Raw genomic sequence first — 25,632 nt, 5'->3', positions numbered from 1 at the left:
CCGCCGGCATCGCCTATGCCGCCTGATTCTGTGCAATCAGTCTTAGCAAACTATCAGAATTCCCAAAGCCCCCCGACTTCACCGCACAGTGCAGATGCAGGCCGTCGGATGTGTTTACATCAAACCATGGAATCCCCGCTTCGATCTCGCCCTTCGGCCTCAGGGTTCGAATTCCAAGTTCGCGAAATACCGCCAGCGCCGTATCGCCCCCACCGACCATCAGCATCTCCGGGCTCGTTGCGTCTATGACTGATTTTACGCCTTTCGCGAAGCGGTCGGCAACTGCTGCCGCCTCGCTGGTGATTTCGCCTGTGCAGCGCAGAAGGATTGGCAAGCCAAATCGTGCTTCGGGAGGCAATGCTCCCATGGGCGCATCGATGGTCGAGACTAGGCCACCGGAACTTTCCAGTTTGGCCATCTGCGCCGCCGTGATGGGATCGCGCGAGCCGAAAGCAAAAACCGTCCGGGATGACGTCGCAAAGGGATTGTTTGCGCTATTCGGTTGGCCGATCTTGCGGGCAAGTGCACTGCCGATACCTCGGGCACCGACGGCTAGGGTCCTTCTCCAGTCATATGCATCAACCACCCGGTCGAGATCGCTGTCCGTTTCGGCGTCGCGGACGGTCACTTGATGGTCGCTCGTCTCGAAGAGAACGGAGATTGGCAGCGCCTCACCGACGCCACGGCCGACCACGTGGCCGCTGCGGGTCAACCGCTCCTGATCGGGAATGGCGGGTGACACGACGATCGCCTCGTGACCGAAGACGGCAGCCAAAGCTGCGCTTTCCGCTGCAACATTCCCCTTGAGCCGGGAGTCGATCTTTTTCAGAACGATCTGAGGCGAGGCGGCAAGAAGGGCCTTCGCCGCAGCGCTGACCTTTCTTGCCGCTTCCTCCTCCGGGAGAGCTCTTGAAGCCGTGTTGACGACCGCGACCTCGCAATCGGTCGCAAGCGTTTCCGGTATGGCTCCGACGTCGATCGCGACAGCGACGGAAAGTCCGGCGTCGACGAAGGGGGTTCCCGTGTCGAGCGCGCCGGTCAAATCGTCAGCGATGATCGCGACCTTTAGCGTCATACAGTCTGTCCTGTGTTGACGGCGTGGCAGGCGACAAGGTGGCCGGGTTTGGCTTCCTTCCACTCCGGCACGACCTTGCTGCACACGTCCATGGCGATCGGGCAGCGCGAATGGAAGCGGCAGCCGCTCGGTGGGTTGAGCGGGCTCGGCACGTCGCCCTGCAGGATCTGGCGCTTGCGCGTGCGTTCCAGCTCCGGATCCGTTTCCGGAACGGCAGAGAGCAGCGCCTTCGTGTAGGGATGCAAAGGGTTTTCGAACAGTTCCTCGCGCGTCGAAAGTTCCGCCAGGCGGCCGAGATACATGACACCGACGCGGGTGCTGATATGGCGCACGACGGCCAGATCATGGGCGATGAACAAATAGGTCAGGCCATATTTTTCCTGCAGATCGAGCAGGAGATTGATGATCTGCGCCTGGATCGAGACGTCGAGCGCCGAGATCGCCTCGTCGCAGACGATGAATTTCGGCTGGCAGGCGAGTGCGCGAGCGATGACGACACGCTGCCGCTGGCCGCCGGACAGCTCATGCGGATAGCGCTGTGCAAAGCGGGTGGGCAGGCCAACGTCGGTCAGCAGTGTGGCGATCTTGTCCTTGAGCTCCGCTTTGGTGCAAAGCTTGTGAAAGAGGATCGGCTCGCCGATCGCCTCACCGATCGTCATACGTGGATTGAGCGTTGAATAGGGATCCTGAAAGACGATCTGCAGGTCGCGGCGGAAGGGCCGCATTTGCTTTTCATCCATCGTCGCCAGATCCTGCCCCTTGTACAAGACCTTGCCTGATGTCGCCTTGTAGAGGTTGAGGATGGTGAAGCCGGTCGTCGACTTGCCGCAGCCGGATTCACCGACCAGCGAGAGCGTCTCGCCTTCCATGATGTCGAGATTGACGTTATCCAGCGCATAGACCGTCGCCGAGCGCTCGCCGAAGGCGCCGAGCTTGACGTGGAAATGCTTGACGAGGTTTTCGACCTTTAGCAGCGGTTGAGCACCCATCACGCAGCCTCCTGCATTTTCTGGACGACGAAGCAGGCCGTGCGGTGGTTTCCGGCGCCTGATAGCGGTTCGAGTTTCGGCACGCGCTCGTGGCAGACGGCTTCCGCCAGCGGACAGCGCGGTGCAAAGGGGCAGCCCTTGGGGCGGCGGCCCGGCTCCGGCGGCGTGCCGCCGATGGAGCTAAGCCGGCTTGCTGGCGCATCCGACAGCTTCGGGATCGAGGCCAAGAGGCCACGCGTATAGGGATGACTCGGCCGGGCATAGAGCTCGTCGACCGGTGCATCCTCGACCACGGTGCCGGCATAGAGCACGGCGACGCGATCGACGAGACCGGCGATCAGCGCCAGGTCATGGGTGATCCAGACAACCGACATACCGAGCTTGGCGCGCAGGTCCTTCACCAGGTCGACGATCTGCGCCTGGATGGTGACGTCAAGCGCCGTCGTCGGCTCGTCCGCGATCAGCAGTTTCGGATTGCAGGCAAGGCCGATCGCGATCATCACGCGCTGGCGCATGCCGCCGGAAAGTTCGTGCGGATAGGCCTGCAGACGCTCTTCCGGACCGGGAATACCGACGAGGCGCAGCAGTTCGACGGCGCGAACGCGAGCCTCTGCCTTCTTCATGCCGCGGTGATAGATCAGCGGTTCGCAGATCTGGTCGCCGATGCGCATGACTGGGTTGAGCGAGGTCATCGGATCCTGGAAGACGAAGCCGATATCGCCGCCGCGCACCTTGCGCAGTTCCTTATTCGACATCTTCTGCAGGTCCTGGCCGTCGAAGCTCGCCGACCCCTTGGTGACCTTGATCTTGTTCGGCAGTAGCCGCATCAGGCTCAGCATCGTCAGGCTCTTGCCGCAGCCGGACTCGCCGACGACGCCAAGCGTCTCGCCCTTGTTGACGTGAAGGTCGATGCCATCGACCACGACCGCCGGGCCGTTTCTGCCGTCGATTTCGACCGTCAGGCCGCGGACATCGAGCAGTTTCTCGTTGGATCGCGTCGTGTTCATCACTTGGAACCCCGCGGATTGAGTGCGTCGTTGAGGCCATCGCCGAGGAAGCTGAAGGCAACCGAGGCAAGGCCGAGAACGGCGGCCGGGGCGGCCAGCAGATGCGGGTAGTGCTGCCAGACGCGCAGGCCATCCGAGATCATGTTGCCCCAGCTTGGGGTCGGTGGGTTGACGCCGATGCCGAGGAAGCTGAAGGCGCTCTCCAGAACCATGGCAGTGCCAAGGCCGGCGCTGACGGAGACAATCAGCGGACCAAGCGCATTTGGAATGACGTAGCGCTTCATGATGATCCAGTTCGAAAGGCCGAGTGCCTGGGCGGCCGTGATATAGGGCCGGCTGCGGATCGACAGTACCTGGGCGCGAACGAGACGCGCATAGGGCGGCCAGGAAATCAAGGCCATCGAGCCGAAGACCAGAATGAAGTCGACCCAAATGGTCTGGCGATAGAAGGGATTGAGCGTCGCCAGATACTGCGCCTCCATCCATTTGGTGATCGGGGACTTCAACGATGCATTGATGACGACGACGAGGAGCAGGTTCGGCACGGACATGGTCATGTCGGTCAGCCACATGATGACGCGGTCGAACGGATTGCCGAAGAAGCCAGCGATGGCGCCGAGAATCGTGCCGATCAGAACCGCGATGACGGTGACAATGACCGCGACCAGGAAGGCCGTGCGGGTGCCGAAGACGACGCGGCTGAATACATCGCGGCCGAGATCGTCGGTGCCGAAGAGATGCTGCAGCGACGGCACGGCGTTGCGGGCCTGCAGATTCTGGCTCAGGTAGTCATAGGGCGTCAGATAGGGGCCAAAGATCGCGGTGAAAGCAAGGATTGCCACGACGATCAGGCCGAAGACGGCAAGCTTGTTGCGCTTCAGGCGATGCCAGGCGTCGCGCCAGAGGCTGACGGGTGCCTCTTCCTGAGCTGCGACGGGAGAGAGAGGGATGGCGGACATGGTCAGCGGCTCCTTCTTGCATCGTTGGCACGCGGATCAAGCAGCGGATAGAGAACGTCGACCAGAAGGTTCGAGATCATCACCAGGAAGGATCCGATGAGCGTGATCGCCAGAATGACGGGGTAGTCGGAATTGGTCAGTGCCTGCACGGTCAGGCGACCGAGGCCGGGAAGACCGAAGACGAGCTCCACGAAGATCGCGCCATTGACAATGGTAATCATGATCAGGCCGAGCTGGGTGACAACGGGAGTGAGCACCGGGCGCAGGATATGACGCAGTGCCACGACCATTTCAGGTACGCCCTTGGCGCGGGCCGTGCGGACGAAATCCTCCGACAGTACTTCGATGACGGCGGCGCGCGTTTGGCGGACGATCAGCGCGATCGGCTGAAATGAGAGCACGATGAGCGGCAACAGGATGCGCACATCGAAAACCCCACCCCAACCATACGGCACCTTGACCATCGGCAGCAGCACGATAAGGCCGACCATCAGCAGCGGGCCGGCGACATAGGCCGGGATCGCCCACAGAAAGAGCGCGCTGCCGAGGATCGTATAATCGAGGCGGCTGTTCTGGTTCATTGCGGCGATCATGCCGAGCGGAATGGCGATGATGGTCGTCAGGATGATGGAACAGAGCGCCAGCTTGAAAGAAACGGGGGCCGCAGCCGAAACCATTGCCCAGACCGAGCGACCGGAGGTCAGCGAATTGCCGAACTGGCCGTGCAACAGGTTCCAGATGTAAAGGGCGAACTGCTCGATGAAGGGCCTGTTCAGGCCGGCACTTTCGCGGATGGCTTCGATGCGCTGTGGATTATAGGCGACATCGCCGGGTGCGCGCAGAAAGATCAGCTTGATCGGGTCGCCGGCGCCGTAGAATGCCAGCGCGTAGACGGCCAGCATCACGATCAGAACGGACGGAATCCAGATGGCAAACCGGGTCAGCACGTAGCGTAACAAGGTCATCTCCCACCGGTTGGCAGACACCTTTCCGCATCAACGCGGACATGCGATGTCTTCTTGAAACTTGCGCGAAGGCCTTGCGGTCTTCGCGCGGTTGCTAATGTGCCCGAGGGCTATCTATTTCAGAGTTTCGGGCCGGCTCAGCCGATCGAAATGTCCCAGGGCGCCACGACCTGCCAGTCGAGGTTTTTTTCCATTCCCTTGACATCTTTGGTGGCCCAGCGGGACATCGCTTGAGAATACCATGGAATGAATGCCCAATCGTCGCGGAATGCCTTCTGAGCATCCTGGGCGAGCTTGACGCGCTGCGGATCATCGACGGCTTTCGTCGCGGCTTCGGCAAGTGCCGCATCGACCTTGTCGTTCTTGTAGCCGCCAAGCTTGTTCTGCGCGTTCGACGAGGTCGAGGCGATACAGCCGGCGAGATAGGAAACGGCATCGGGAACACGGGTGCCGACGTCATCGCGGAAGATCTGGACAGCATTCTGGTCCGGACCTGCATAGGAGTCCTGCTGCGGCTTCATGTCGACCGCCGTGATGCCAAGGTTCTGGCGCCACTGCTCGGCGATGAACTGGGCCGCAGCCTCGATGGCAGGGGCCGAAATGCCGACGAAGAGGATCTTCGGCAGCCGCTCGGGACCACCGTAGGTCGATTCGGCAAGCAGCTTCTTGGCGGCTGCAGGATCGTATGGATAGGGCTCGAAGCCGGAATTGTCGGCACCGGGCACAGAATTCAGGATCTGGTCGGCCTTCTTATGCGGGCCATCCGGATAGGAAGCCTTGAAGAGGCCGTCGCGATCGATCGCCATGATCAGCGCCTGGCGAACCTTTGGATCGTCCATCGGCGCGCGGGAAACGTTGAACCAGAAGTGCTGGCTGGTCGGGATCAGCGGGCCGGCGGAGAATTCAGGGCCGAGGTCCTGGATGATCGTCGAGGTGACCAATTCCGTGTGGGCGTTGAATTCGCCGGACTTGATCAGCGACGTCGCGGTGACGTTGTCTTCGATCGAGGTGATTTCGATGCGTGAGAGCTTCGGCTTCGGGCCAAAGAAGTTCTCGTTCGGCTCGAACACCAGCTTGCCGGCATCGATGTCGATGCTGGTCAGCTTGAACGGGCCGGAATAAACGGCGCTATTGTCGGGCTTGTACCAGTCGGTCACTTCCTCGCCGTCGCTGCCGCGCGACTGCGCGGCCTTGGTGATCGGGACAATGTGGTTGGCCAGGCGCATGAAGAAGATCGGATCGACGTCAGCCAGCGTCACGACGACAGTGCCTTCATCAGGCGTGGCGACCCCCGTCAGCTCGTTGCCGGAACCGGCGCCGATTTCCTTGTAGCCCTGAACCTTGCTCAGCACCTGGTCGGCGCGCTGGCTCTTGGTATTGGGCATGGAGGCGACTTCCCAGGATCCCTTGATGTCGGCCGAGGTGATCTTGCTGCCGTCGGAGAAGACAGCCTTGGGATCGATCTTGAAGGTCCAGACCTTGTTGTCTGATGATTCCCAGCTGCTGAAGACGTATGGCTTGATCTTGCCTTCGCTGTCGAAATACATCGGCGAGGCCCACCAGATCGAATTCCAGCGGAACGGAACGCCACCACCGCGCAATGGCGACCAATCCTGGTTGAACGCCGGATTAGCGACCTTCAGAACCTGGACGTCGTCGGCAAGCACGATGCGTGCGTTCATGCCGAAGACTGTAAGGCCGACGCCGGCGGCGAGGCCAAGCTTCAGCGCTTCGCGACGCGACATCTGCGCGTTCTGCGCAATATTCCCTTCATTGCGATCAGTCATCGTGTCCTCCCATGACAAAATCAGTGACGGCACCACTTTCACTCTGTTCCCGAAAGTGCGTCACGACATGGCGCAGACACTCGCGCGATAATGTAAATATGTCAACACAAATTAATGTTCTCTGCCTGCGTCAAAGGGAACGAAATATTTTCTGTAATTTTTTCAATATGTTAAAAAATCACAACTGAAGCTCTCTGTATTGTCATATTGACAACACGGCTTCAGAGGATGAAGAAAACGCCAGCTTGCGGGTCGGATTTCCGGCCGTTGCCGCCTTTTTCGCGGCGTTCATCCGAGGAGGACGATATGAGCAATCACAAGATTACAGGCGTATTTAGCGCCGCCGCGACGCCACTCAATGCGGATGGCAGCCCCGATCTCAGCCTTTTCACCGAGCACTGCCAGCGACTGTTGCGGGAAGGGTGCCATGGCGTCGCCCTGCTTGGCACGACGGGTGAGGCAAATTCCTTCTCTTCCGCCGAGCGCCGGGCAATCCTCGAGGCGGCGCTCAAGGCAGGGGTGCCGGCCGACAGGTTGCTCCCCGGGACTGGTGTCGTTGCCATTCCTGAAACCGTCGAATTGACCAAGCACGCTCTTTCACTCGGTGTGACAAAGGTCGTGATGCTGCCGCCCTTCTATTATAAGGGCGTCTCCGACGACGGATTGTTTACCGCCTACTCGCAGGTTCTGGAAAAGATCGCCGACGCCCGGCTGCAGGTCATTCTCTATCACATCCCGCAAGTCTCGGGCGTTCCGCTTTCGATTCCGCTGATCGGCAGGTTGATAGAAGCCTTCCCCGACACGGTCGTTGGAATCAAGGAATCTGCTGGCGATTTCAATAACATGCAGGCGATCGTCGCAGCCTATCCGGGCTTCTCCGTGCTGGCGGGCGCCGATCCGCTGCTGTTGCCGCTGCTGAAGGCTGGAGGCGCGGGCTGCATCACGGCAACCTCCAATCTCGTCGCGGATTCGCTGCGCACCGTATACGACAAGGTGCATGACGAGACGCAGGCCGGCGCAGTCGAGGCCGCTCAGGCCCGCATCAACGCCTATAGAACGCTTTCCAATTCCTACGTGCAGATCCCGACCATCAAGGCCATGGTCAGCCTGAAGACCGGCAACGCTGCCTGGAAGCGCACGCGTGCGCCCCTGATGCCGATCAGTGATGCTGACTATGCCGCGCTTTCCGAAGCCTACGCCAAGCTGCCACAGGGAGCGCGACCATGAGCTCCACAGCTTTACCACCCGAGGCCGTTCCGGCGCTGATGACCGGAGAGATCGTCGCGAACGCGAACGGAAAGGGGCGCGCAGATGCCTATTTGCCCTCCCCTTGCATTCAGAACCATGCCGCCAACCTCGCCTTTCTGCCTGACGGCACGCTCACCTGCGTTTGGTTCGGTGGCACGATGGAGGGCATGGGCGACATTTCCATTTACATGTCGCGGCTTGCTGCGGATGCCAATGTTTGGTCGCAGCCGGAGAAAATGTCCGATGACCCGACCAAATCCGAGCAGAATCCTCTGATTTTCACGGCTCCCGATCAAAGAGTCTGGCTGCTTTACACCTCGCAGACCTCGGGGAATCAGGATGGTTCCATTGTCAAATGTCGGATCTCCGAGGACGGTGGCAAAACGTTTGGAGCGGTCCGTGTTCTCTGCGACATCCCAGGCACCTTCGTTCGCCAGCCGATCATCGTCAACGAGGCCGGCTCCTGGCTCCTGCCCGTCTTTCGCTGCATTGGAGTGCCCGGCGAACGCTGGACTGGCGACGTGGATACGGCAGGCGTGCTGATCTCCGGCGACCAAGGCGAGAGCTGGGACCTGACCGAGGTCCCGGACAGCATTGGGGCGGTCCACATGAACATCGTGCCGACCGACGACGACTGTCTTGTCGCCTTCTATCGCAATCGGTTCGCCGAATCGGTCTTGTCCAGCCGCTCGAGTGACGGTGGCGAGCATTGGAGCGCGCCGCAGCCGATCGATCTTCCGAACAACAACTCTTCAATCCAGGCGACAAGGCTTAAAAATGGCGTGATAGCAATGGTTTACAACCATTCCAATGCCTCGACGTCGGACGCCCGGCGCCAGTCGCTTTACGACGAGATCGAGGGCGACGAGGAGATCAAGGTGGCACCGGCGCCGGCTATCGAACGCCGCAAGGCCGTCTGGGGCGTTCCCCGCGCGCCGCTAAGCCTCGCCTTCTCCAACGACGGCGGCGCCAGCTTCCCACGTCGTATCGACCTCGATACCGGCGATGGATATTGCCTGAGCAACAACTCGAAAGACTCGGTGAACCGCGAGTTTTCCTACCCTTCGATTGTTCAGGGGGCCGATGGCAGCATGCATATTGCCTATACCTACTATCGCCGAGCCATAAAATACGTCCGGCTTTCGGCAGACGCGATCGCCTGAGGTCTTCACCAGGTTGTCAGTTGGGAACCTCATCGATCCGACGCGGCTTCCTCAGAGCATGAGGCGCGTCGGATTGGTGCCTGTTTTGACAACTTTCGTGGCATTCTTCCAAGGATTGAGTGTGGTCCCCGCCTTGGTGTCATCAAACAACGGATCGTATCCGTTTGTTTGATTATTTCAGTAAGTTAACTGATGCGCGAGCGTTGCTTTTGTGCGCGGTGATTAGCGAAAACGCAATTTATTTCGGCACTTGTGAATGTGGTCGCTTGCCAAATACAGGATCATTGTATAACAAATTTACATCTTGTGCGACCGAGGCGTCGCTAGCAATCGCAGGGGGAGGACTGGTCCGGTGGTTAGCTTGGATTCGCCTATCACAATCGTTCGACCGCATCTGATCGAGTTCGGCGTCGGTACGGCGGAGCGGCTCGGCAAGTGGGCGAACGACAGGGGCTATCATCGGATCCTCGTCATTTCCGATGCCTTCAATGCGACGCGTGTCGATGCGCTTGCCCTCAAGGGCAAGGTCACGGTCTTTGCCGATGTGACGCCCGAGCCTGACATTGCCAATCTCGACAAGGTGCTAGCGGCGGCGAATGCGGCAGATGCCCAGCTTGTTGTCGGCTTCGGCGGCGGGAGCGCGATGGATCTTGCCAAGCTCGCGGCAGTGCTTGCCGGCTCATCGCAAACGCTTCATGAAGTTGTCGGCCCGAACAAGGTCCAGGGGCCGCGCCGCGTTGCTCTTGCGCAAGTGCCGACCACATCAGGCACGGGAAGCGAAGCCGGTATCAGGGCTCTGGTCACCGACCCGAAGACGAAGGCCAAGCTCGCGGTCGAGAGCATGCACATGCTAGCCGATATCGCGGTTGTCGATCCAGCGTTGACCTTTAGCGTGCCAGCGCGCACGACCGCGGCGACGGGCGTTGATGCCATGGCGCATTGTGTCGAGGCGTTCACCAATCGCAAGGCGCATCCGATGATCGACCTTTATGCGATCGAGGGCACGCGGTTGGTCGGAAAGTATCTTGCCCGTGCGGTCAAGGACGGATCCGACGCCGAAGCACGTGCGGGTCTCTCACTTGCTTCGCTGTATGGCGGCTTCTGTCTCGGACCGGTCAACACAGCCGGTGGTCACGCGCTCGCCTATCCGCTCGGGACGCGCTGGCACGTGGCGCATGGCGCGGCAAACGCTCTGATCTTTCCGCATGTCCTCGCATTCAACACCCCGGCCGTGCCCGAAAAGACCCGTGCCGTCATGGACGCGCTTGGCCGCAGGACCTCCGACGAGATCGCGTCTGTGTTCGATGCCGCCTATTCCTTCTGTGCCGAACTCGGGATTGAGATGAAGCTCTCCGGCCTCGGCGTTCCGGAAAGCGATCTGGATGCGATGGCCGAAGATGCCTTTGCCATCCGTCGCCTGCTCGACAATAATCCGCGCGACCTGTCGCGCGCCGATATCCGCTCGATCTACGGAGCCGCCTTTTAAAGCGCGTTTCCATTCAAAGAGGACCGTGAGTGATGGACAGAAATGCGAAAGTCGCCGTGACGCTCGGCGATCCTGCGGGCGTCGGCCCCGAGGTGATCGTCAAGGCGCTCGCCACGATGCGGGAGCAGGAGCGACGTGATTTCGTCATCGTCGGCAATACAGAGGCGCTCGAGCGCGCCAATCGAACGGCAGCGACCGGACTTTCCTTTGCGCCGGTCGATGCAGTGAGTGCCGGCAAGATTGCAGTCGACGAAGTGGACCTCGGCGCACCGCTGCCCGAAATCGGCAAGGTCAGCCCGGTCGCAGGCGATGCCTCGGTTCGCTATATCAGCCGCGCGGTTGATCTTGCGATGTCAGGCGACGCCGATGTGATCGTCACCGCACCGATCAACAAGGAAGCAATGAATCTTGCCGGCCATCACTATGACGGTCATACCGGCCTGCTGGCGCACCTGACGGGCTCCAAGAGCTCGTTCATGTTGCTCGCCTCAGAGCGGTTGAACACCATCCACGTCTCTACCCATATCTCGCTGAAGGGCGCGATCGAGCGCGCGAAGACCGAGCGTGTGCTGGCAACGATCGAGGCAGGACACGATCACTTCATGCGCCTTGGCAAAAAGGCGCGCATCGCAGTCGCCGGCCTCAATCCGCATTGCGGCGAAAACGGTCTGTTTGGCACCGAGGATACCGAGTTCCTGGCCCCGGCCGTCGAGCTGGCGCGAGCGAAGGGGATCGATGTCGTTGGTCCGATCTCGGCGGACACGGTCTTTGCACGCGCCTATAGCGGCGCTTTCGATCTCGTCATCGCGCAGTATCACGACCAGGGCCATATCCCGATCAAGCTCATCGCCTTCGACACGGCGGTCAACGTCTCGCTCGGCTTGCCGATTGATCGCGTGTCGGTTGATCACGGCACGGCCTTCGATATTGCCGGCACGGGCAAGGCGAATCACGTGAACATGCTTTCGGCCATCGCCTATGCACGGCTGATGGCGCGGTCTCCACGCCAACGCGCGGCCTAACGCTTCGGGTGCTTGCCGCATTGTCAGCGGCACAAGCGTTGCGCCGCTGACAATTTGCTCGGTGGAGGAGATGAGCGATGGAAAAGACTGTTGTCATTCTCGGTGGCGAACTGGCGCCGGAAGGTCGGTCGCTTCTGGAAGAGGCCGGGGCAAGCGTCATTGCCACGCCGCCCTATATCGACCGGCAAGCTGTCATCGAAATAATGAAGACCCACCGACCGGATGCCGTCATCGTGCGATTGCTGACCGATCGTCTCGGGCCAGATGAAATGCAGGCGGGCGGAAAGCTCCGGCATATCGCCAAGCACGGCGTCGGAACGAATGACATCGATGTGAAGGCGGCCGCAGCGCTCGGCATTCCGGTGTCGATGACCACGGGCAGCAACGGGCACTCCGTCGCCGAGCACGCGCTTGCATTGATCATGGCGCTGGTGAAGGATCTGCCGCACCAGGATGCACTGATCCGGGACGGCATCTGGGACAAGAACCAGTACAAGGGGCGCGAGTTGCGTGGCCAGCGGCTTGGCCTCGTCGGTTTCGGCTTCATCGGCCAGGCGCTCGCGAAAATGGCTGGCGCGATCGGCATGACCGTCTCGGCCTTCGATCCGCACGCGCCAGACAGCGCTTTTGGCGATGAGGTCGGCCGCGAAACAGATCTCGATACGCTTCTTGCGAATTCCGATATCGTCAGTCTGCACTGTCCGTTGACACCTGAGACGCAAAATCTGATCGACGCCCGCGGCATCGGCTTGATGAAGCAGGGCGCATTCCTGATCAACACGGCGCGCGGCGAAGTCGTGGATGAGAAGGCATTGATTGCCGCCCTCGAAGAGGGGCGCCTCGCCGGAGCCGGCCTCGACAGTTTCGCCGTTGAACCGCCTGGTATCGACAATCCGCTGTTACAGCTCTCGAACACGCTCGTGACACCGCACGTCGCTGGCGTCACGCTCGATGCCAAACGCACCGTTTCGATCATGTCGGCCGAGAACGTGCTGACGGCGCTCGATGGTGGGACGCTTCACCCGCGCTTTCTGGCGCGCTGACCCGGTCTATTGCCGGCAACTGATGGAGAAAGCTATGGGCGAGACATCCGACCTCCGCTACGCACCAGATGGGCTGCGCCAGTTTGCGCTGGCACTGTTTGCTGCTGCCGGGCTCGAGGAAGAGAAAGCGGCCGCCGTTGCCCATTATCTCCTTGAAGCCGATCTGATGGGACACACGACGCATGGTCTGGCATTGGCAGGCTGGTATCTCCAAAGTATCGCCGATGGCGTGATGAAGAGTGAAGGCGTGCCTGAGGTGGTGTCCGACCGCGGGCCTGCCATCGCGTGGCAGGGACGCCGCCTTCCCGGTGCTTGGCTGACATCGGAGGCCGTGAAGCTTGCCTGCGAGCGCGCGGCGACTTACGGCACAGCGACGATCGCGATTGCGGACAGCCATCATATCGGTTGCCTTGCCGCCTATCTCACCATCGCCACCGATCGCGGCTATATGGTCAGCATCGCAAGCTCCAGCCCATCGGGGGCGCAGGTCGCTCCTTTCGGGGGACGAAAGGGTGTCTACACGCCGAACCCCGTCGCCCATGGTATTCCGACGCCTGGCGATCCGATCCTGATCGACATCAGCGCCTCGATCACAACGGTCAATATGGCGCAGCGTCTAGTTCGCGAGGGCCGGCAATATGATCATGAGTGGCTGATGGATGAAAACGGCGAGCCCAGCCGTGATCCGCGGGTGATTGAACGCGGCGGTACGCTCATGCCGGTCGGAGGGCTCGATCACGGCCAGAAGGGTTACGGTATGGCACTTCATGTCGAAGCCTTCACACAAGGCCTTGCCGGTCTTGGCCGTGTCGACGAGCTGAAGGGTACGAATGCCGCTGTCACCGTCCAGGTTTTTGATCCTGATGCCTTTGGCGGTCGCGATGCCTTTCTGCGGCAGACCGGCTGGCTCGCCGACGCATGCCGCAGCAATCCGCCCAGGACGGGCGTTGCCCGCGTTCGGCTGCCGGGTGAGAATGGATTGGCGCGCAAGCGCAGCGCCCTCGCTGAAGGGCTCGTGCTCCACCCTAGCATCATGACATCACTGGCGCCGCATGCCGAACGGCTCGGGCTGGCCATTCCCTAGTTCCGAGCGCTCATCCTAGCTGGACAAAAGCACGTGGAGAGTTCGATCGCATCGTTTCGATCGGCGCTGCAAGCCGCTAAATGTTTACAAACCGTAAACATCGCGAGGGATGAGATGAGAAGCTTTGCAGCAGGCCTGACCGCGGCTCATTTGGAGCAAATGCTGGCGCCCTACATTGCTGACCGGCAGGCGCAAGCGGATCGCGACAATGCCGAGCGCGGAGACGAGCGCGGCGCCGCTCCGACCAAGAAAACCGCGGAGAATGCCTGGACGTCGCCTCGCTATTGAAACCCCGCTGACCACTTTTTGGGGTCTCAAGAACCGACGATATTTGTCGTGCTATAAGCTGACCCGAGATTGCTGCCGCCGCATACCGCGCGCTTCATCCCGCGACGTCTGGCCACATCAAGCGCCCAGCGCTTCAGACTGGAAAAGCGCCCGCGTCAGCATTACGTGCACGGACTCGAACAATGCGGTTCTCACCATCGCATCGCCAACCTTGCGGGTTTCGCTCATACCTCCGTCACGCTATGTAGCTCTGCCCTTCTCTGGAATGGCCCCATCGGCGCCGCGGCCCAAACGTTCAAGCAACGCCTGCGCCTCCGCGATCTCGGGCATCTCCGCCGTTGGCGAAAAGCCTGCGAGTGCACACGCGAGGACCTCGCGTGTGCCGGCGGCGCGGGCGGTCGATTGGTAGAGCTTCGCCAGCCCTAGCGCCGCCTGCAGTTCCAAGCTCCGCGCCCCCTGGGCTTGGGCGACGGCGATGGCATCGCGAAACGCTTGCTCCGCCGCCCGATTGGCAGGGTCAAGCCTGAGCAGAATCTCGCCGCGGATGCGATGTAGCAAGCTGTCCGACCAATGCTCCCCCGTTTCGCGTGCAAGTGCTAGCGCGCCGTCGATTCGGCTCAATGCGCGCTCCCCCATCTCTGCCTCGATCTCGGCAAGCAGAGCTTGGTAGAGCGGTACATTGAACTTGCTTCCTTGGTCTGTTAGGTCCGTCAGGCCTTCCTGCAACTCGCTCACACCGGCCCCGCGATCTCCCAGCCGAGCAGTCGCCCATCCGTGATACATTTTCCCCCACGCCCCATATCGTGTGATCCCATGGTCTTGGCTGAGTTTGACCATGGTTTTTGTCAGCGACAGCACGGCTTCAACGTCGCCGCGAACGGCCTCAAGCAGAGCCCGGCGGCCGCAAATGAATCCTTCCGTTGTAGCATGTTGCGATTGAATTGCGCCGGCGACCGCCTGATCGATTAGCTCCTGCGCCTGCCCCACGTCGCCCAGCAACCAGCTTGCTTCTGCAAGATAGGACGTGGCGAGGACACCAACGTCCGAGCCGAACCGTAGCTTGGCCTCGCGATGCCAGCCGGGATCGTAAATTTTCAACGCCTCCTCAAGGTGCGCTCGCGCCCCAGCGGGATCGCCCTGCGTCGCTATAGTCGAGCCTAAGCAGACACAGGCTCGAGCCAAACTCGGCGCATAGGCCTCATCCCCTGCTTCCCGTCGGAACGTTTCGGCAATTTGCCGCGCCTGCGCCAGGTCACCTCGATCTAGGCTTCCGGCCCAAATTCCAAAGTAAGCATCAAATCGCCCCGCGGGATCCGCTGTCTCTACCGCGATCTTCAGGGCGTCGGCAAAAGCGGCCTGCGTTTCCTCGGCGCCGTAGCCTTTGGAAAACATCATTGCCTGGCCGTAGTCAATCTGCAGCTTCAGGCGGCTGCGGTTCAAGGCGGCGGCGTCTCCCGCAGCAGCCCACGCTACGCCCCCCGTCCTATCCGCCATCGCGATAGCCTTGCCGAGATGGGCGATTGCCTCCTGAAATGCAGAGCGGCGCAATGCCTCGTCGCCCGCCTTGCCCCACCATTCAATCGCCAGGTCGTCGAGCCCGGCCTGAGTGAAATGATGCGCGATGACCTCGTGCTCCACCGCCGCGCGCTCTGGATCGTCGCGCAGGATTTCCGCGGCGCGCCGGTGCAGCGCCTGCCGGCGGCTCCTGAGGAGGCTGTCGAAAGCCGCGTCCTGGATCAGCGCGTGCTTGAAGCGATACGTTGCGATAGGCGGCGCGCCCTCGACGAACAGAAGGTCGGCGTCGGCGAGCCGCTCCAACGAAGCTTGTAGCGCGGGCTCGCCGAGTTCGCCAACGTTACGCAGCAGCCCGTATGTGAAATCGCGTCCAAGCACTGCGCCGATCTGCGCGACCTCACGCGCCGGGCCGAGCCGATCCAGGCGCGCGGCGAGCGACTGCTGCAAGGTCGGCGGGATTGCCTGCGCACTGGCTTGCTCGCCCCGCTCGAGCAGCAGGCGCATCACTTCCTCGACGAACAGCGGCACGCCGCCTGTGCGCTCGTTCACTCCCTCGATCACATCTTTGGAGAGAGCATGCTGGGCAGAGATTTCGCCGATCATGCGCGCGACGCCAGCTCGGTCCAACGGCGACAGAGAGATTAGGCTGTGGTGCGAGCGCAGGCTCCAGGGCGGACGGAACCCGGGACGGGCCGTCGCCAGCAGAAGGAGCGGCGCCTGCGCACCGCGGTCGGCAAGAGCTCGCAACAGGTCGAGTGATGTAGGATCGGCCCAGTGGAGGTCCTCGAAAGCGATCACAACCGGCTGAGACCGCGCCCCAGCCAAAACGAAGGCGGTCATTGCCGCCAGTTGCCTTCGCCGCAACTCCTCGGGTGCGAAGTTTGCCGCGCGTTCCGGCAGCAACGCAATATCCACGAGCGGCGCGATCAGGGGCGCGTATTCCACAGGGTCGAGGCCGACCAGCCGCAGCGTGTTCTCAAGATCTGCGAGGCGCTGCTCGGCAGGAGCGTCCATCCCGAAGCGTTGCCTGCCCCATTCGGCGATTGGATGAAGCGGGGTATTCTGCAGAAGCTGTGAAGCGCTCCACTCGCTCCAGGTATGAGGCGTCTCCGTCAATTTCGAGCGGAATTCCTCGATGAGCCGCGACTTGCCAATCCCCGGTTCGCCCACAATGAGCACGAGCTGGCCTTCTCCTTTCCGTGCGCGCTCCCAGTGGCGAGCAAGCACGCTTAATTCCTCCTCGCGGCCAATGAAGGGCGTAAGCGCGCGAGCGCCGCCTCTTCTGCCGCCGCCACTGGCCCGAACAATGCGGAAGAGCTGGACGGGCTCAGGCAGGCCCTTGAGTTTCTTCGCGCCTTGCTCCTCGGCGACGAAGAGTCCAACAACCAGGCGCTGGACGTTCGTGGTGACAAGCACCGAGCCCGGCGTGGCGGCAGTCTGTACCCGCGCCGCAACGTTCGGCGCGTCGCCGAACACCTCTCCTGTAGCCTCCACGACCACAGGCCCGCACTCGAGGCCGATCCGCGCCGAAAGCTCTGGCACGCCCTTGCGGCAATTCTTGACGTTTATCTCCGCGAGCGCCCGCTGGATTGCGAGCGCCGCCCGCACCGCGCGTTCTGCGTCGTTCTCCTGCGCTTGGGGGTAGCCGAAGAGGGCCATCAGACCGTCGCCAAGCTTTTTCAGAACGTGGCCACCAAGCGCGGTCACCGCCGTCGAAGCCTCGTCGAGGTAGGAGTTGAGGAGGTTGCGCCAGTCTTCCGGGTCGAGCTTCGCGGCAAGTTCGGTCGATCCCACAAGATCGCAGAACATGACCGTGATCGGACGGCGTTCGGCCGACTCTTCGGCCTTGAGTGCCGCGGCCTTCGATGAAGAAGCAGCACCGTTGACAAGCGGATTTGCTTGAGCCAACGCAGCAATCGCATCGAGCAAGCGCAGCCGGTCGCCAAGAGCGGAGACGCCGATGTCCTTAAGGCCAGCGTCCGTCAGCCGCGGCAGCAGTTCCGCGTCGATTTTGTTGTCTCGGAAATTTGTCTCGTATTCGCCGAGCCCGAGACCGCGAAGCCATCCACCGAGATCCATGGCTGCGCCTCACATCGCTTGGCAGGATAATCCCCTAGTAGGGGCGTCGTGTCTAGTGGCGAAGCGTGGGCGTCAGATTAAGAGAATGAAGATCGCTTAGGAATGTTTGTGTGGTCCAGCGGACGAATCCACATGTTGAAGATTTTGGCCTCATGCGGGCCAGTTTTAGGCTCTGAGTAACGACCGCCGGGATCGTAGCGCGCGAAGTCTTGCAGGTTGCTGGCGTAACCACCGCGAAAGTGGTCGGAGTCCCTCCGGGCCTCTCACGCCAGCGGTTATCGTCGAAAAACGGGGTAGGACTAAACGATGAAAGATGCGGGAGGCCAGCCCATGCGCACAGCGGGCTTCATAGGCCCCAATATAGGCCATCGCTCTCTGAAGCGGAGCGAGTTAGCGAAATTTCTAGTAATGATTTCAATATGGTGCGGACGACGGGGTCGAACCCGTATGACCGAGGGATTTTAAGACCTCCGGCACTCTTGGTCGGGCAAGAGGATCATCCTTGACCGAAGTGGAATTGTCCCGGCGGTTCCTTCAGGGCAAATGGTAACGCGTCTAGCCCGTTTTTGCAGATAGCTTTGACTACACGGCTCAAAAGGCTTTTCGATGGTGGCGACACGCAGCTCAAACAACAACGCCGCCTTGCGGCGGGTATAATTATTCACTTGATTTCCTTAATAAAACTGGAGCGGGCGAAGGGATTTGAACCCTCGACCCCAACCTTGGCAAGGTTGTGCTCTACCCCTGAGCTACACCCGCTCAATCCGCATCGGTCCGGGGTAGTTGTGAGGACCGTGGGCGCCACCTTGCGGCGACGGGCGCTATATCGCCCAAACGATTTTCAAATGCAACAGGGAAATGACGGAAATTCGAAGAAAAATTTCCAGGCTTCGTTCGAAGGTATCGGAAGTGCCGCAAATGCAGGGCAAAGCGTCGACCACGAGCGTTGCAAAAGATAGTGGCGAGACGTAATCAGGCATCCTGTCACTCTCCCCACTGTATGGATTTTTATGATGACCGACGCGACGCCGAAGACCAGAGATGACCTTTTTGCCTTTCTCGATGGTCTTGAGATCAATCACAGCACCAAACACCATGCGCCCGTCTTCACGGTTGCCGAATCGGTCGCGCTGCGTGACGAGATTCCTGGAGGCCACACGAAAAATCTCTTCGTCAAAGACAAGAAAGATCAGTTCTTCCTGCTGACGGTGGAGGAAAACGCGACAGTGGACCTAAAGACCGTGCACACGCTGATTGGTGCAGCCAGCAAGGTCTCATTCGGAAAGCCGGAAAAGCTGATGGAGTATCTTGGTGTGGCTCCGGGTTCGGTCACGGCTTTCGGGGCGATCAATGATACGGGCCGAAACGTGACGTTCGTTCTTGACGCAAATCTGATGAAAGACGAGATCATCAATTGTCATCCGCTATCCAATGATGCCACGACGTCGATCGCGAGCGACGATCTCATTCGCTTTATGGAAGCGACAGGGCATAAGCCGCTTGTCTTGAAAGTGACGTCCTGACATACGATTTTAGCGCTAGAAAAGCCGGCTGACCGGCACGGCGGGAGATATCCATGAGCGGCAACGACAATCCTTACAGCAATTCCTTTGGTCAGATGACGGCAGCGGCGAGTTACGGGGCGGCCCCGGCTGCCGACGCGGGCAGTTATATCAAGGATACGACGACTGCGACTTTCGCGAAGGATGTCATCGAGGAATCGCGCAACCAGCCGGTTCTCGTCGATTTCTGGGCGCCCTGGTGCGGTCCCTGCAAGCAACTGACTCCGGTGCTCGAAAAGGTCGTCAATGAAGCGCAAGGGCGCGTCAAGCTGGTCAAGATGAACATTGATGACCATCCCTCGATCGCCGGGCAGCTCGGTATCCAGTCGATTCCGGCCGTGATCGCCTTCGTCGGTGGTCGTCCCGCCGATGGCTTCATGGGCGCCGTGCCGGAAAGCCAGATCAACCAGTTCATCGATCGCATCGCCGGTCCGGCCGGCGCCGATCAGGCGGCCGAAATCGAAGGCGTCCTCAAGGAAGCGGACGAGCTGTTGGCATCCGGTGATATCAACGGTGCCGCACAGCTTTACGGTGCCGTCATGCAGGCCGATCCGGAGAATGCAAAGGCATTGGCGGGAATGGCCGAATGCATGATTGCAGCAAACCAGCACGAGCGTGCGCGTGAGGCGCTTAAGGAATTGCCGGAGGAAATGGCGAAAGATCCAGCGATCCTGGCGGTTTCGAAGAAGCTCGATCAGATCGAGGAAGCGCGCAAGCTCGGTGATCCCGTCGCCCTGGAGCATGATCTGGCGCGCAATCCCGACGATCACGAAGCCCGTCTGAAGCTTGCCAAGATCCGCAACGTCGAAGGCCGGCGCGAAGAATCGGCGGAACACCTGCTTTACATTATGCGCAAGGACCGTGCTTTCGACGACGACGGCGCACGCCGGCAGTTGCTTCAATTCTTCGACGTCTGGGGCTTCAAGGATCCCGCGACGGTCTCGGCGCGGCGTAAGCTTTCCGCCATGCTGTTTTCGTGATTCGGATTTCAAGTTTCGGCCGGCCGCCCTTGCGTTTTTGGAGGGAGGCCCCACATTCCCGTTTGTGTGGGCGCATCGTGTCGCGCCTGCCGGCAATGCAGGACCAGTCTCTATGCAAGTGGGGAATGCACGATATCTGAAGCCCGGCGATCTGCCTGATACGATCGCGGTCTTTCCGCTTGGCGGCGCTCTGCTGCTGCCGACAGGGCAGTTGCCCCTCAATATTTTCGAGCCGCGCTATCTTGCGATGTTCGATGCCGCTCTGTCCGGCAATCGGTTGATCGGCATGGTCCAGCCGGCGCTTGGCGACCAGGAAGGGCAGGGTGAGGCTCACCTGGCCCCCGTTGGCTGCCTCGGGCGCATTACCTCGTTCGCTGAGACGGGCGATGGTCGCTATATCGTCTCCCTCACAGGGATTTGCCGTTTCCGCCTGCTTGAGGAGAAGGAAACACATCAACCCTTCCGAACCTTCCGTATCGCGCCCTTCATTGCCGATCTTTCCGCGCGCGACGAGGAGGATGCGGTTGATCGTGCGGCGCTTCTCGCTGCCTTCAAGTCCTATCTTGATGCAAACAAGCTGGAGGCTGATTGGGAGAGCGTCGAGCGTGCCAGCAACCTGACCCTTGTCAATTCGCTGGCGATGATGTCTCCCTTCGGACCGGCCGAGAAGCAGGCGCTTCTCGAGGCGCCCGATCTGAAGACGCGGGCCGAAACGCTGATCGCGATCACCGAGATCGTGCTGGCGCGCGTCTTCGGTGACTCCGACACCGTTCTGCAGTAAAACCGGTTCATGGACGAAAAACTCAGCCGCGTTGACCCGAAGCTTCTGGAGCTCTTGGTATGCCCCCTGACCAAGGGGCGGCTGACTTACGACCGCGAGCACAACGAACTCGTGTCGGAGAAGGCACGCCTCGCCTATCCGATCCGTGATGGCATTCCGATCATGCTGGTCTCGGAGGCACGCGAGCTGGACGACTGATTTAACCCTGAAAGCCTCTAGATCGTCTGCCCTGCCAGCAGGCGGGGATTGTCGCTGGCGGTCGTGCCGGCCGCCTGGCCGATGAAGTACGATTTGAGGCCGGGTAGCCGATCGACGATACCCAGGCCGAAATCGCGGGCGATGCGCAGCGGCGCCAGGTCGTTCGAGAAGAGCCGATTGAGCACATCAGTGGTGACGCCCATGCGGAAGGTATCGAAGCGGCGCCATGCCTGATAGCGCTCGAGAATATTGATCGAGCCGATATCAAGGCCAAGCCGATCAGCCTCGACAATGGTTTCGGCAAGGGCGGCAACATCCTTGAAGCCGAGGTTCAGGCCCTGACCGGAAATTGGATGGATGCCGTGAGCCGCATCACCGGCGAGCGCCACGCGCGGGGCCACAAAAGCCCGCGCAAGCGTCAGCCCGAGGGGGAAGGCGCGCTTGTCGCCGACCGTCCTCAACCTACCGAGCTTGTGACCAAAGCGACGCTCCAGCTCTTCTTCAAAGATGAGGTCGTCGGATGCGACAAGACGGTTCGCCTCCGGCGTCGGCTCCGTCCAGACGAGTGACGAGTGGTTCCCTTTCAGCGGCAAGATCGCAAAGGGTCCCGACGGAAGGAAATGCTCTTCCGCGCAGCCGTGATGCGGACGCTCGTGCTCGACCGTCGTGACAATCCCCGACTGACCGTAATCCCAGGACACGGTCTTGATGCCTGCCAAGTCCCTTAGGTGCGAACGGACGCCGTCGCAGGCGACGACGAGCCGAGCTTCCATCACGCTGCCATCAGAGGCAGTGACTGTCGCATGCGTATCGGCAACGGAAAGGCCGGTCGCGCCGAAGCCGTGACGAATCTCGATGCCAAGACGCTCGCATGCTCCACGCAGCGCCCGGACGAGCGTGACATTCGAAATCATATGCGCGAAAGGCCGTCCGTCCTCCACTTCGCCATCGAAGGTCAGGAAAACCGGCCGTACGGGATCCGCTGCCTTCGAATCGGTGACGATCATCTTCGTGATCGGCTGAGCGTCCGGCTCGATCTCGTCCCAGATGCCGAAAACCTCAAGCATCCTGGTGGCGGCAGCGATAATGGCCGAGGCGCGCATGTCCTTCTGCCATACGCCGGCAGGCGCTGCTTCCACGACTGCGATATCGAGATGAGGCGCCGCCTGCTTGACCGCCACGGCAGCGGAGAGCCCGACATAACCCGCGCCTACAACCAGCATGTCCCGCATGGAGTTCCGTTCCGTTTCTTGTGAATATCGTATTGATCTATATAGATCATCGCTGCCGCACTTCCTACCGTCCGGAGCTATACAAAATGACGCGTGACACCGAAAAACCGACTGCGATGGAGACGCTGCTTTCCACGCTGGATCTTGAAGCGATCGAGGTCGACATCTTTCGTGGGCGCAGCCCTCAGGTTGGCTGGCAGCGTGTCTTCGGCGGTCAGGTTATCGCGCAAGCGTTGATGGCGGCACAGCGCACGGTGGAGCGTGACCGTATCGTGCATTCGCTGCACGCCTATTTCATGCGCCCGGGCGATCCCTCGGTGCCGATCGTCTATCAGGTGGAGCGGATTCGCGATGGGTCGAGTTTCAACACGCGTCGCGCCGTCGCCATCCAGCATGGAAAGGCGATATTCGCTCTGTCGGCCTCCTTTCAGATCGAGGAGCCCGGCTTCTATCATCAGATCACCATGCCGGATGTTCCCGCTCCTGAAAAGCTGCTCGACGAACAGCAGATCGCGGCGCAGTTTCTTGCCAACGCGCCAGCGCCGATACGCAAATACTGGGAGCGCGAACGGCCGATCGAGATTCGGCCGATATCGCTCACGCACTATTTCTCGGACAAGAAGCTAGACCCGGTGCAGCATATCTGGGTGCGACCGACGGGACCGGTTCCCGACGATCGTTACTATCAGGCGGCCATTCTCGCCTATCTCTCGGACATGACGCTGCTCGATACCTCGCTCTATCCGCATGGAACGTCGATCTTCGACCAGACGATCCAGGTCGCCAGTCTCGATCACTCGATGTGGTTTCATCGGCCCTCGAAACTCAACGATTGGCTTCTTTACACACAGGATAGCCCTTCGGCTTCCGGCGCAAGGGGACTGACGCGCGGTAGCCTGTTTACGAGGGAAGGCGTCCTGATTGCGTCGGTAGCGCAGGAGGGTCTGATTCGTAAAACGGCAAATGAATAAATTGTAGGCATATTTATTCATTCGGATATTTTTTGAGCGATTATTAGGCAATCATTTGCCTGTTAATTAACGCAAATTTATATGATGCTTATTTTTCAAATAGTTAGCTTATCCCATCGAATCTGGCACGCCCCTTGAATGTATATCCTCGGTCGCTGTTCGGGAACGTCAGCGGCAAGGAGAGTCGGCTCCGTGCCGAGGATAACGAAGGATGGGAAACCAGATGAAAATTGTGATGGCCATTATCAAGCCGTTCAAGCTGGATGAGGTGCGCGAAGCCCTCACGGCGATCGGCATTCAGGGCCTGACCGTGACCGAAGTGAAGGGCTACGGGCGCCAGAAGGGGCATACTGAGATTTATCGCGGCACCGAATATGCGGTCAGCTTCCTGCCGAAGCTCAAGATCGAAATCGCGGTTGCTTCCGAACTCGTCGACAAGGCCGTCGAGGCCATCGCGTCATCCGCCAAGACCGGCCAGATCGGCGATGGCAAGATCTTCGTCTATTCGATCGACCATGCCGTGCGCATCCGCACCGGCGAAACCGACACAGAAGCGCTGTAAGGCGGCAGAGCAAGGGAGCCTCTTTCAATGTCAATTTCGAAGTTTTCTTCCAATTTTGCGCGGCTTGGCGCTGCTTCCGCTGCGCTGCTGGCGCCGGTCGCTGCCTTTGCCCAGGACGCTGCCACGACAGCTGCGCCTGCTGCTGCCGCGGCTGCTCCTGCGATGACGATGGACAAGGGCGACAACACCTGGATGCTCGTCTCGACGGTTCTCGTCCTGCTGATGACCATCCCGGGCCTGGCGCTATTCTACGGCGGCCTCGTTCGCGCCAAGAACATGCTCTCGGTTCTCATGCAGGTTTTCATGATCACGGCCGTGGTCATGATCATCTGGGTTACCTACGGCTATTCGCTGGCCTTCACGGACGGCGGTTCGCTCAACAGCTTCGTCGGCGGCTTCTCGAAGGCCTTCCTTGCCGGCGTCAACACGACGACCCTGTCTGAGACCTTCACAAAGGGCGTGGCCATTCCGGAACTGACCTTCGTCTGCTTCCAGATGACCTTCGCCTGCATCACGCCAGCCCTGATCGTCGGTGCCTTTGCCGAGCGCATCAAGTTCTCGGCTGTCATGCTTTTCGTCGTTCTGTGGGTCACCTTCGTCTATTTCCCGATGGCACACATGGTCTGGTTCTGGGGCGGTCCGAGCTCTTACACCTCTCCGTCGGGCCTGATCTTCTCCTATGGCGCACTTGACTTCGCCGGCGGCACGGTCGTCCACATCAACGCCGGCATTGCCGGTCTGATTGGTGCCATCATGCTCGGCAAGCGCACGGGCTATAAGAAGGAAATTATGGCTCCGCATTCGATGACGCTTACCATGGTCGGTGCATCGCTTCTGTGGGTTGGTTGGTTCGGCTTCAACGCTGGCTCCAACCTCGAAGCCAACTCCTTTGCTTCGCTCGCGATGATCAACACCTTTGTTGCAACGGCTGCTGCCGCTGTGTCCTGGTGCCTGGTCGAAAACTTCGCACGCGGTAAGGCTTCGATGCTCGGTGCAGCTTCGGGTGCCGTCGCTGGCCTCGTTGCCGTCACTCCGGCTGCTGGCTTCGCCGGCCCGATGGGTTCGATTGTTCTCGGCCTCATCGTTTCGCCGGTCTGCTACTTCTTCGTCGACGTCGTCAAGAACAAGTTCAACTACGACGACTCGCTCGACGTCTTCGGCGTACATTGCATCGGCGGTATCCTCGGCGCGATCGGCACCGGTATCCTGGTTAACCCGGCGCTCGGCGGCGCAGGCATTGTCGACTATTCGACGGCTGATTTCGCAGCCAGCTATCCGGGTACGGCGACCCAGGTTCTCGCTCAGCTGAAGGGCGTTCTGACAACGATCGCATGGTCGGGTATCGGTTCCGCGATCCTCTACAAGATCGTCGATGTCGTCATCGGCCTGCGCGTTACCGTCGAAGCCGAGCGCGAAGGTCTCGATCTTTCGACCCATGGCGAAGCCGCTTACCACGCGTAATCAAGGCATTGCGGCGCCTGCGTAAGCAGGCGCCGCTGAACAGCCCGTCGCGGCCTATTCGTTCGAATAGTCCGCTCTTGGCCCGGACCTCCATAGGTTCGGGCCTTTTTATTTTCCGGTGCAAGATGTGGGGGGGGGCGGCATGGTTAATACCGCTTTAACCGTCCTCTGATTA

Annotated in this window: 22 protein-coding genes, 1 tRNA gene and 1 pseudogene; 14 read left to right on the top strand and 10 right to left on the bottom strand. The window is 60.5% G+C overall.

Features of this window, described 5'->3' with window-relative positions:
* Positions 1–13 precede the first annotated feature (13 nt).
* The 6 genes from ATY79_RS18435 to ATY79_RS18410 form a co-directional block, all read right to left on the bottom strand.
* Positions 14–1,075: a four-carbon acid sugar kinase family protein gene (locus ATY79_RS18435; RefSeq protein ID WP_088693036.1), complete on the bottom strand. Its 1,062-nt coding sequence runs from the start codon at positions 1,073–1,075 to the stop codon at positions 14–16.
* Entirely contained in the window at positions 1,072–2,064 is a 993-nt protein-coding gene (locus ATY79_RS18430; RefSeq protein WP_088693035.1) for an oligopeptide/dipeptide ABC transporter ATP-binding protein, read from the bottom strand. Before ATY79_RS18430 ends, ATY79_RS18435 begins: the two co-directional genes overlap by 4 nt.
* Positions 2,064–3,071: an ABC transporter ATP-binding protein gene (locus ATY79_RS18425; protein WP_088693034.1), complete on the bottom strand. Its 1,008-nt coding sequence runs from the start codon at positions 3,069–3,071 to the stop codon at positions 2,064–2,066. The genes ATY79_RS18430 and ATY79_RS18425 overlap by 1 nt, the downstream gene beginning before the upstream one ends.
* The gene (locus ATY79_RS18420) at positions 3,071–4,030 is read right to left on the bottom strand and encodes an ABC transporter permease (protein ID WP_088693033.1); all 960 of its coding nucleotides are present in this window, start codon (positions 4,028–4,030) and stop codon (positions 3,071–3,073) included. The genes ATY79_RS18425 and ATY79_RS18420 overlap by 1 nt, the downstream gene beginning before the upstream one ends.
* A 2-nt stretch (positions 4,031–4,032) precedes the next feature.
* Positions 4,033–4,989, bottom strand: a complete 957-nt coding sequence (locus ATY79_RS18415; RefSeq protein WP_088693235.1) for an ABC transporter permease — start codon at positions 4,987–4,989, stop codon at positions 4,033–4,035.
* A 143-nt stretch (positions 4,990–5,132) separates the two neighbouring features.
* Positions 5,133–6,782, bottom strand: coding sequence for an ABC transporter substrate-binding protein (locus tag ATY79_RS18410; protein WP_088693032.1), 1,650 nt, complete (start codon positions 6,780–6,782; stop codon positions 5,133–5,135).
* Between the two features lie 306 nt (positions 6,783–7,088).
* Here ATY79_RS18410 and ATY79_RS18405 point away from each other — a divergent pair, with 306 nt between their 5' ends.
* The 7 genes from ATY79_RS18405 to ATY79_RS30935 all read left to right on the top strand — a co-directional run bounded on the left by ATY79_RS18405 (position 7,089) and on the right by ATY79_RS30935 (position 14,116).
* Entirely contained in the window at positions 7,089–8,009 is a 921-nt protein-coding gene (locus ATY79_RS18405; RefSeq protein WP_088693031.1) for a dihydrodipicolinate synthase family protein, read from the top strand.
* Entirely contained in the window at positions 8,006–9,193 is a 1,188-nt protein-coding gene (locus tag ATY79_RS18400) for an exo-alpha-sialidase (protein ID WP_088693030.1), read from the top strand. Before ATY79_RS18405 ends, ATY79_RS18400 begins: the two co-directional genes overlap by 4 nt.
* 352 nt (positions 9,194–9,545) lie before the next feature.
* Positions 9,546–10,679 carry an iron-containing alcohol dehydrogenase gene (locus tag ATY79_RS18395; RefSeq protein WP_088693029.1) on the top strand — a complete coding sequence of 378 codons (1,134 nt, stop codon included), beginning with the start codon at positions 9,546–9,548 and terminating at the stop codon, positions 10,677–10,679.
* Between the two features lie 32 nt (positions 10,680–10,711).
* Positions 10,712–11,701, top strand: a complete 990-nt coding sequence (gene pdxA / locus ATY79_RS18390; protein WP_088693028.1) for a 4-hydroxythreonine-4-phosphate dehydrogenase PdxA — start codon at positions 10,712–10,714, stop codon at positions 11,699–11,701.
* 77 nt (positions 11,702–11,778) lie between these two features.
* The gene (locus ATY79_RS18385) at positions 11,779–12,744 is read left to right on the top strand and encodes a hydroxyacid dehydrogenase (RefSeq protein WP_088704553.1); all 966 of its coding nucleotides are present in this window, start codon (positions 11,779–11,781) and stop codon (positions 12,742–12,744) included.
* A gap of 34 nt (positions 12,745–12,778) precedes the next feature.
* A complete protein-coding gene (locus tag ATY79_RS18380; RefSeq protein ID WP_088693026.1) occupies positions 12,779–13,828 on the top strand; it encodes an Ldh family oxidoreductase in 1,050 nt (349 codons plus the stop codon).
* Between the two features lie 114 nt (positions 13,829–13,942).
* The gene (locus ATY79_RS30935; protein ID WP_189637150.1) at positions 13,943–14,116 is read left to right on the top strand and encodes a hypothetical protein; all 174 of its coding nucleotides are present in this window, start codon (positions 13,943–13,945) and stop codon (positions 14,114–14,116) included.
* 86 nt (positions 14,117–14,202) lie between these two features.
* Here ATY79_RS30935 and ATY79_RS18375 read toward each other — a convergent pair.
* From ATY79_RS18375 to ATY79_RS18365, 3 genes and pseudogenes are all read right to left on the bottom strand, one after another.
* Positions 14,203–14,329 (bottom strand): annotated as a pseudogene (locus ATY79_RS18375) (IS110 family transposase); the annotation flags it as partial.
* A gap of 27 nt (positions 14,330–14,356) precedes the next feature.
* Entirely contained in the window at positions 14,357–17,710 is a 3,354-nt protein-coding gene (locus ATY79_RS18370; RefSeq protein WP_088693025.1) for an AAA family ATPase, read from the bottom strand.
* Positions 17,711–18,394: 684 nt separating this feature from the next.
* Positions 18,395–18,469, bottom strand: a tRNA-Gly gene (locus tag ATY79_RS18365).
* Positions 18,470–18,723: 254 nt separating this feature from the next.
* Here ATY79_RS18365 and ATY79_RS18360 point away from each other — a divergent pair.
* The 4 genes from ATY79_RS18360 (at position 18,724) to ATY79_RS18345 (ending at position 21,231) form a co-directional block, all read left to right on the top strand.
* Positions 18,724–19,233 carry a prolyl-tRNA synthetase associated domain-containing protein gene (locus ATY79_RS18360; RefSeq protein ID WP_088693234.1) on the top strand — a complete coding sequence of 170 codons (510 nt, stop codon included), beginning with the start codon at positions 18,724–18,726 and terminating at the stop codon, positions 19,231–19,233.
* A 53-nt stretch (positions 19,234–19,286) separates the two neighbouring features.
* Positions 19,287–20,252, top strand: a complete 966-nt coding sequence (trxA, locus tag ATY79_RS18355; RefSeq protein ID WP_088693024.1) for a thioredoxin — start codon at positions 19,287–19,289, stop codon at positions 20,250–20,252.
* A gap of 112 nt (positions 20,253–20,364) precedes the next feature.
* Positions 20,365–21,033: an LON peptidase substrate-binding domain-containing protein gene (locus ATY79_RS18350; RefSeq protein ID WP_088693023.1), complete on the top strand. Its 669-nt coding sequence runs from the start codon at positions 20,365–20,367 to the stop codon at positions 21,031–21,033.
* A gap of 9 nt (positions 21,034–21,042) precedes the next feature.
* Positions 21,043–21,231, top strand: a complete 189-nt coding sequence (locus ATY79_RS18345; protein ID WP_007528286.1) for a Trm112 family protein — start codon at positions 21,043–21,045, stop codon at positions 21,229–21,231.
* A gap of 17 nt (positions 21,232–21,248) precedes the next feature.
* On the opposite strand, the gene ATY79_RS18340 is transcribed toward ATY79_RS18345, so the two are convergent.
* A complete protein-coding gene (locus ATY79_RS18340; protein WP_280950892.1) occupies positions 21,249–22,496 on the bottom strand; it encodes a ubiquinone biosynthesis hydroxylase in 1,248 nt (415 codons plus the stop codon).
* 53 nt (positions 22,497–22,549) lie between these two features.
* Between ATY79_RS18340 and tesB the strand changes: the two genes are divergently transcribed.
* From tesB to ATY79_RS18325, 3 genes are all read left to right on the top strand, one after another.
* Positions 22,550–23,434, top strand: a complete 885-nt coding sequence (gene tesB, locus ATY79_RS18335; protein ID WP_088693021.1) for an acyl-CoA thioesterase II — start codon at positions 22,550–22,552, stop codon at positions 23,432–23,434.
* A gap of 211 nt (positions 23,435–23,645) precedes the next feature.
* Complete coding sequence (locus ATY79_RS18330; protein WP_019280527.1) at positions 23,646–23,996, top strand: P-II family nitrogen regulator; 351 nt, start codon at positions 23,646–23,648, stop codon at positions 23,994–23,996.
* 27 nt (positions 23,997–24,023) lie between these two features.
* Positions 24,024–25,457, top strand: coding sequence for an ammonium transporter (locus ATY79_RS18325; RefSeq protein ID WP_088693020.1), 1,434 nt, complete (start codon positions 24,024–24,026; stop codon positions 25,455–25,457).
* Positions 25,458–25,632: the final 175 nt, after the last annotated feature.

Origin of the sequence: Rhizobium sp. R693 (assembly GCF_002211315.1) — a bacterium.
Lineage (GTDB): Bacteria > Pseudomonadota > Alphaproteobacteria > Rhizobiales > Rhizobiaceae > Rhizobium.
Note: the sequence above shows the minus strand (reverse complement) of the source record. Positions and strands in the feature narration are given on the sequence as shown.

Excerpts from the sequence above, each read along its gene's own strand:
- ATY79_RS30935 (WP_189637150.1), top strand. The coding sequence starts at position 13,943 with ATGAGAAGCTTTGCAGCAGGCCTGACCGCGGCTCATTTGGAGCAAATG.
- ATY79_RS18425 (WP_088693034.1), bottom strand. The coding sequence starts at position 3,071 with ATGAACACGACGCGATCCAACGAGAAACTGCTCGATGTCCGCGGCCTG.
- ATY79_RS18385 (WP_088704553.1), top strand. The coding sequence starts at position 11,779 with ATGGAAAAGACTGTTGTCATTCTCGGTGGCGAACTGGCGCCGGAAGGT.
- tesB (WP_088693021.1), top strand. The coding sequence starts at position 22,550 with ATGACGCGTGACACCGAAAAACCGACTGCGATGGAGACGCTGCTTTCC.
- ATY79_RS18380 (WP_088693026.1), top strand. The coding sequence starts at position 12,779 with ATGGGCGAGACATCCGACCTCCGCTACGCACCAGATGGGCTGCGCCAG.
- ATY79_RS18400 (WP_088693030.1), top strand. The coding sequence starts at position 8,006 with ATGAGCTCCACAGCTTTACCACCCGAGGCCGTTCCGGCGCTGATGACC.
- ATY79_RS18410 (WP_088693032.1), bottom strand. The coding sequence starts at position 6,782 with ATGACTGATCGCAATGAAGGGAATATTGCGCAGAACGCGCAGATGTCG.
- ATY79_RS18435 (WP_088693036.1), bottom strand. The coding sequence starts at position 1,075 with ATGACGCTAAAGGTCGCGATCATCGCTGACGATTTGACCGGCGCGCTC.
- ATY79_RS18350 (WP_088693023.1), top strand. The coding sequence starts at position 20,365 with ATGCAAGTGGGGAATGCACGATATCTGAAGCCCGGCGATCTGCCTGAT.
- trxA (WP_088693024.1), top strand. The coding sequence starts at position 19,287 with ATGAGCGGCAACGACAATCCTTACAGCAATTCCTTTGGTCAGATGACG.
- pdxA (WP_088693028.1), top strand. The coding sequence starts at position 10,712 with ATGGACAGAAATGCGAAAGTCGCCGTGACGCTCGGCGATCCTGCGGGC.
- ATY79_RS18430 (WP_088693035.1), bottom strand. The coding sequence starts at position 2,064 with ATGGGTGCTCAACCGCTGCTAAAGGTCGAAAACCTCGTCAAGCATTTC.
- ATY79_RS18330 (WP_019280527.1), top strand. The coding sequence starts at position 23,646 with ATGGGAAACCAGATGAAAATTGTGATGGCCATTATCAAGCCGTTCAAG.
- ATY79_RS18360 (WP_088693234.1), top strand. The coding sequence starts at position 18,724 with ATGACCGACGCGACGCCGAAGACCAGAGATGACCTTTTTGCCTTTCTC.
- ATY79_RS18405 (WP_088693031.1), top strand. The coding sequence starts at position 7,089 with ATGAGCAATCACAAGATTACAGGCGTATTTAGCGCCGCCGCGACGCCA.
- ATY79_RS18370 (WP_088693025.1), bottom strand. The coding sequence starts at position 17,710 with ATGGATCTCGGTGGATGGCTTCGCGGTCTCGGGCTCGGCGAATACGAG.
- ATY79_RS18345 (WP_007528286.1), top strand. The coding sequence starts at position 21,043 with ATGGACGAAAAACTCAGCCGCGTTGACCCGAAGCTTCTGGAGCTCTTG.
- ATY79_RS18325 (WP_088693020.1), top strand. The coding sequence starts at position 24,024 with ATGTCAATTTCGAAGTTTTCTTCCAATTTTGCGCGGCTTGGCGCTGCT.
- ATY79_RS18420 (WP_088693033.1), bottom strand. The coding sequence starts at position 4,030 with ATGTCCGCCATCCCTCTCTCTCCCGTCGCAGCTCAGGAAGAGGCACCC.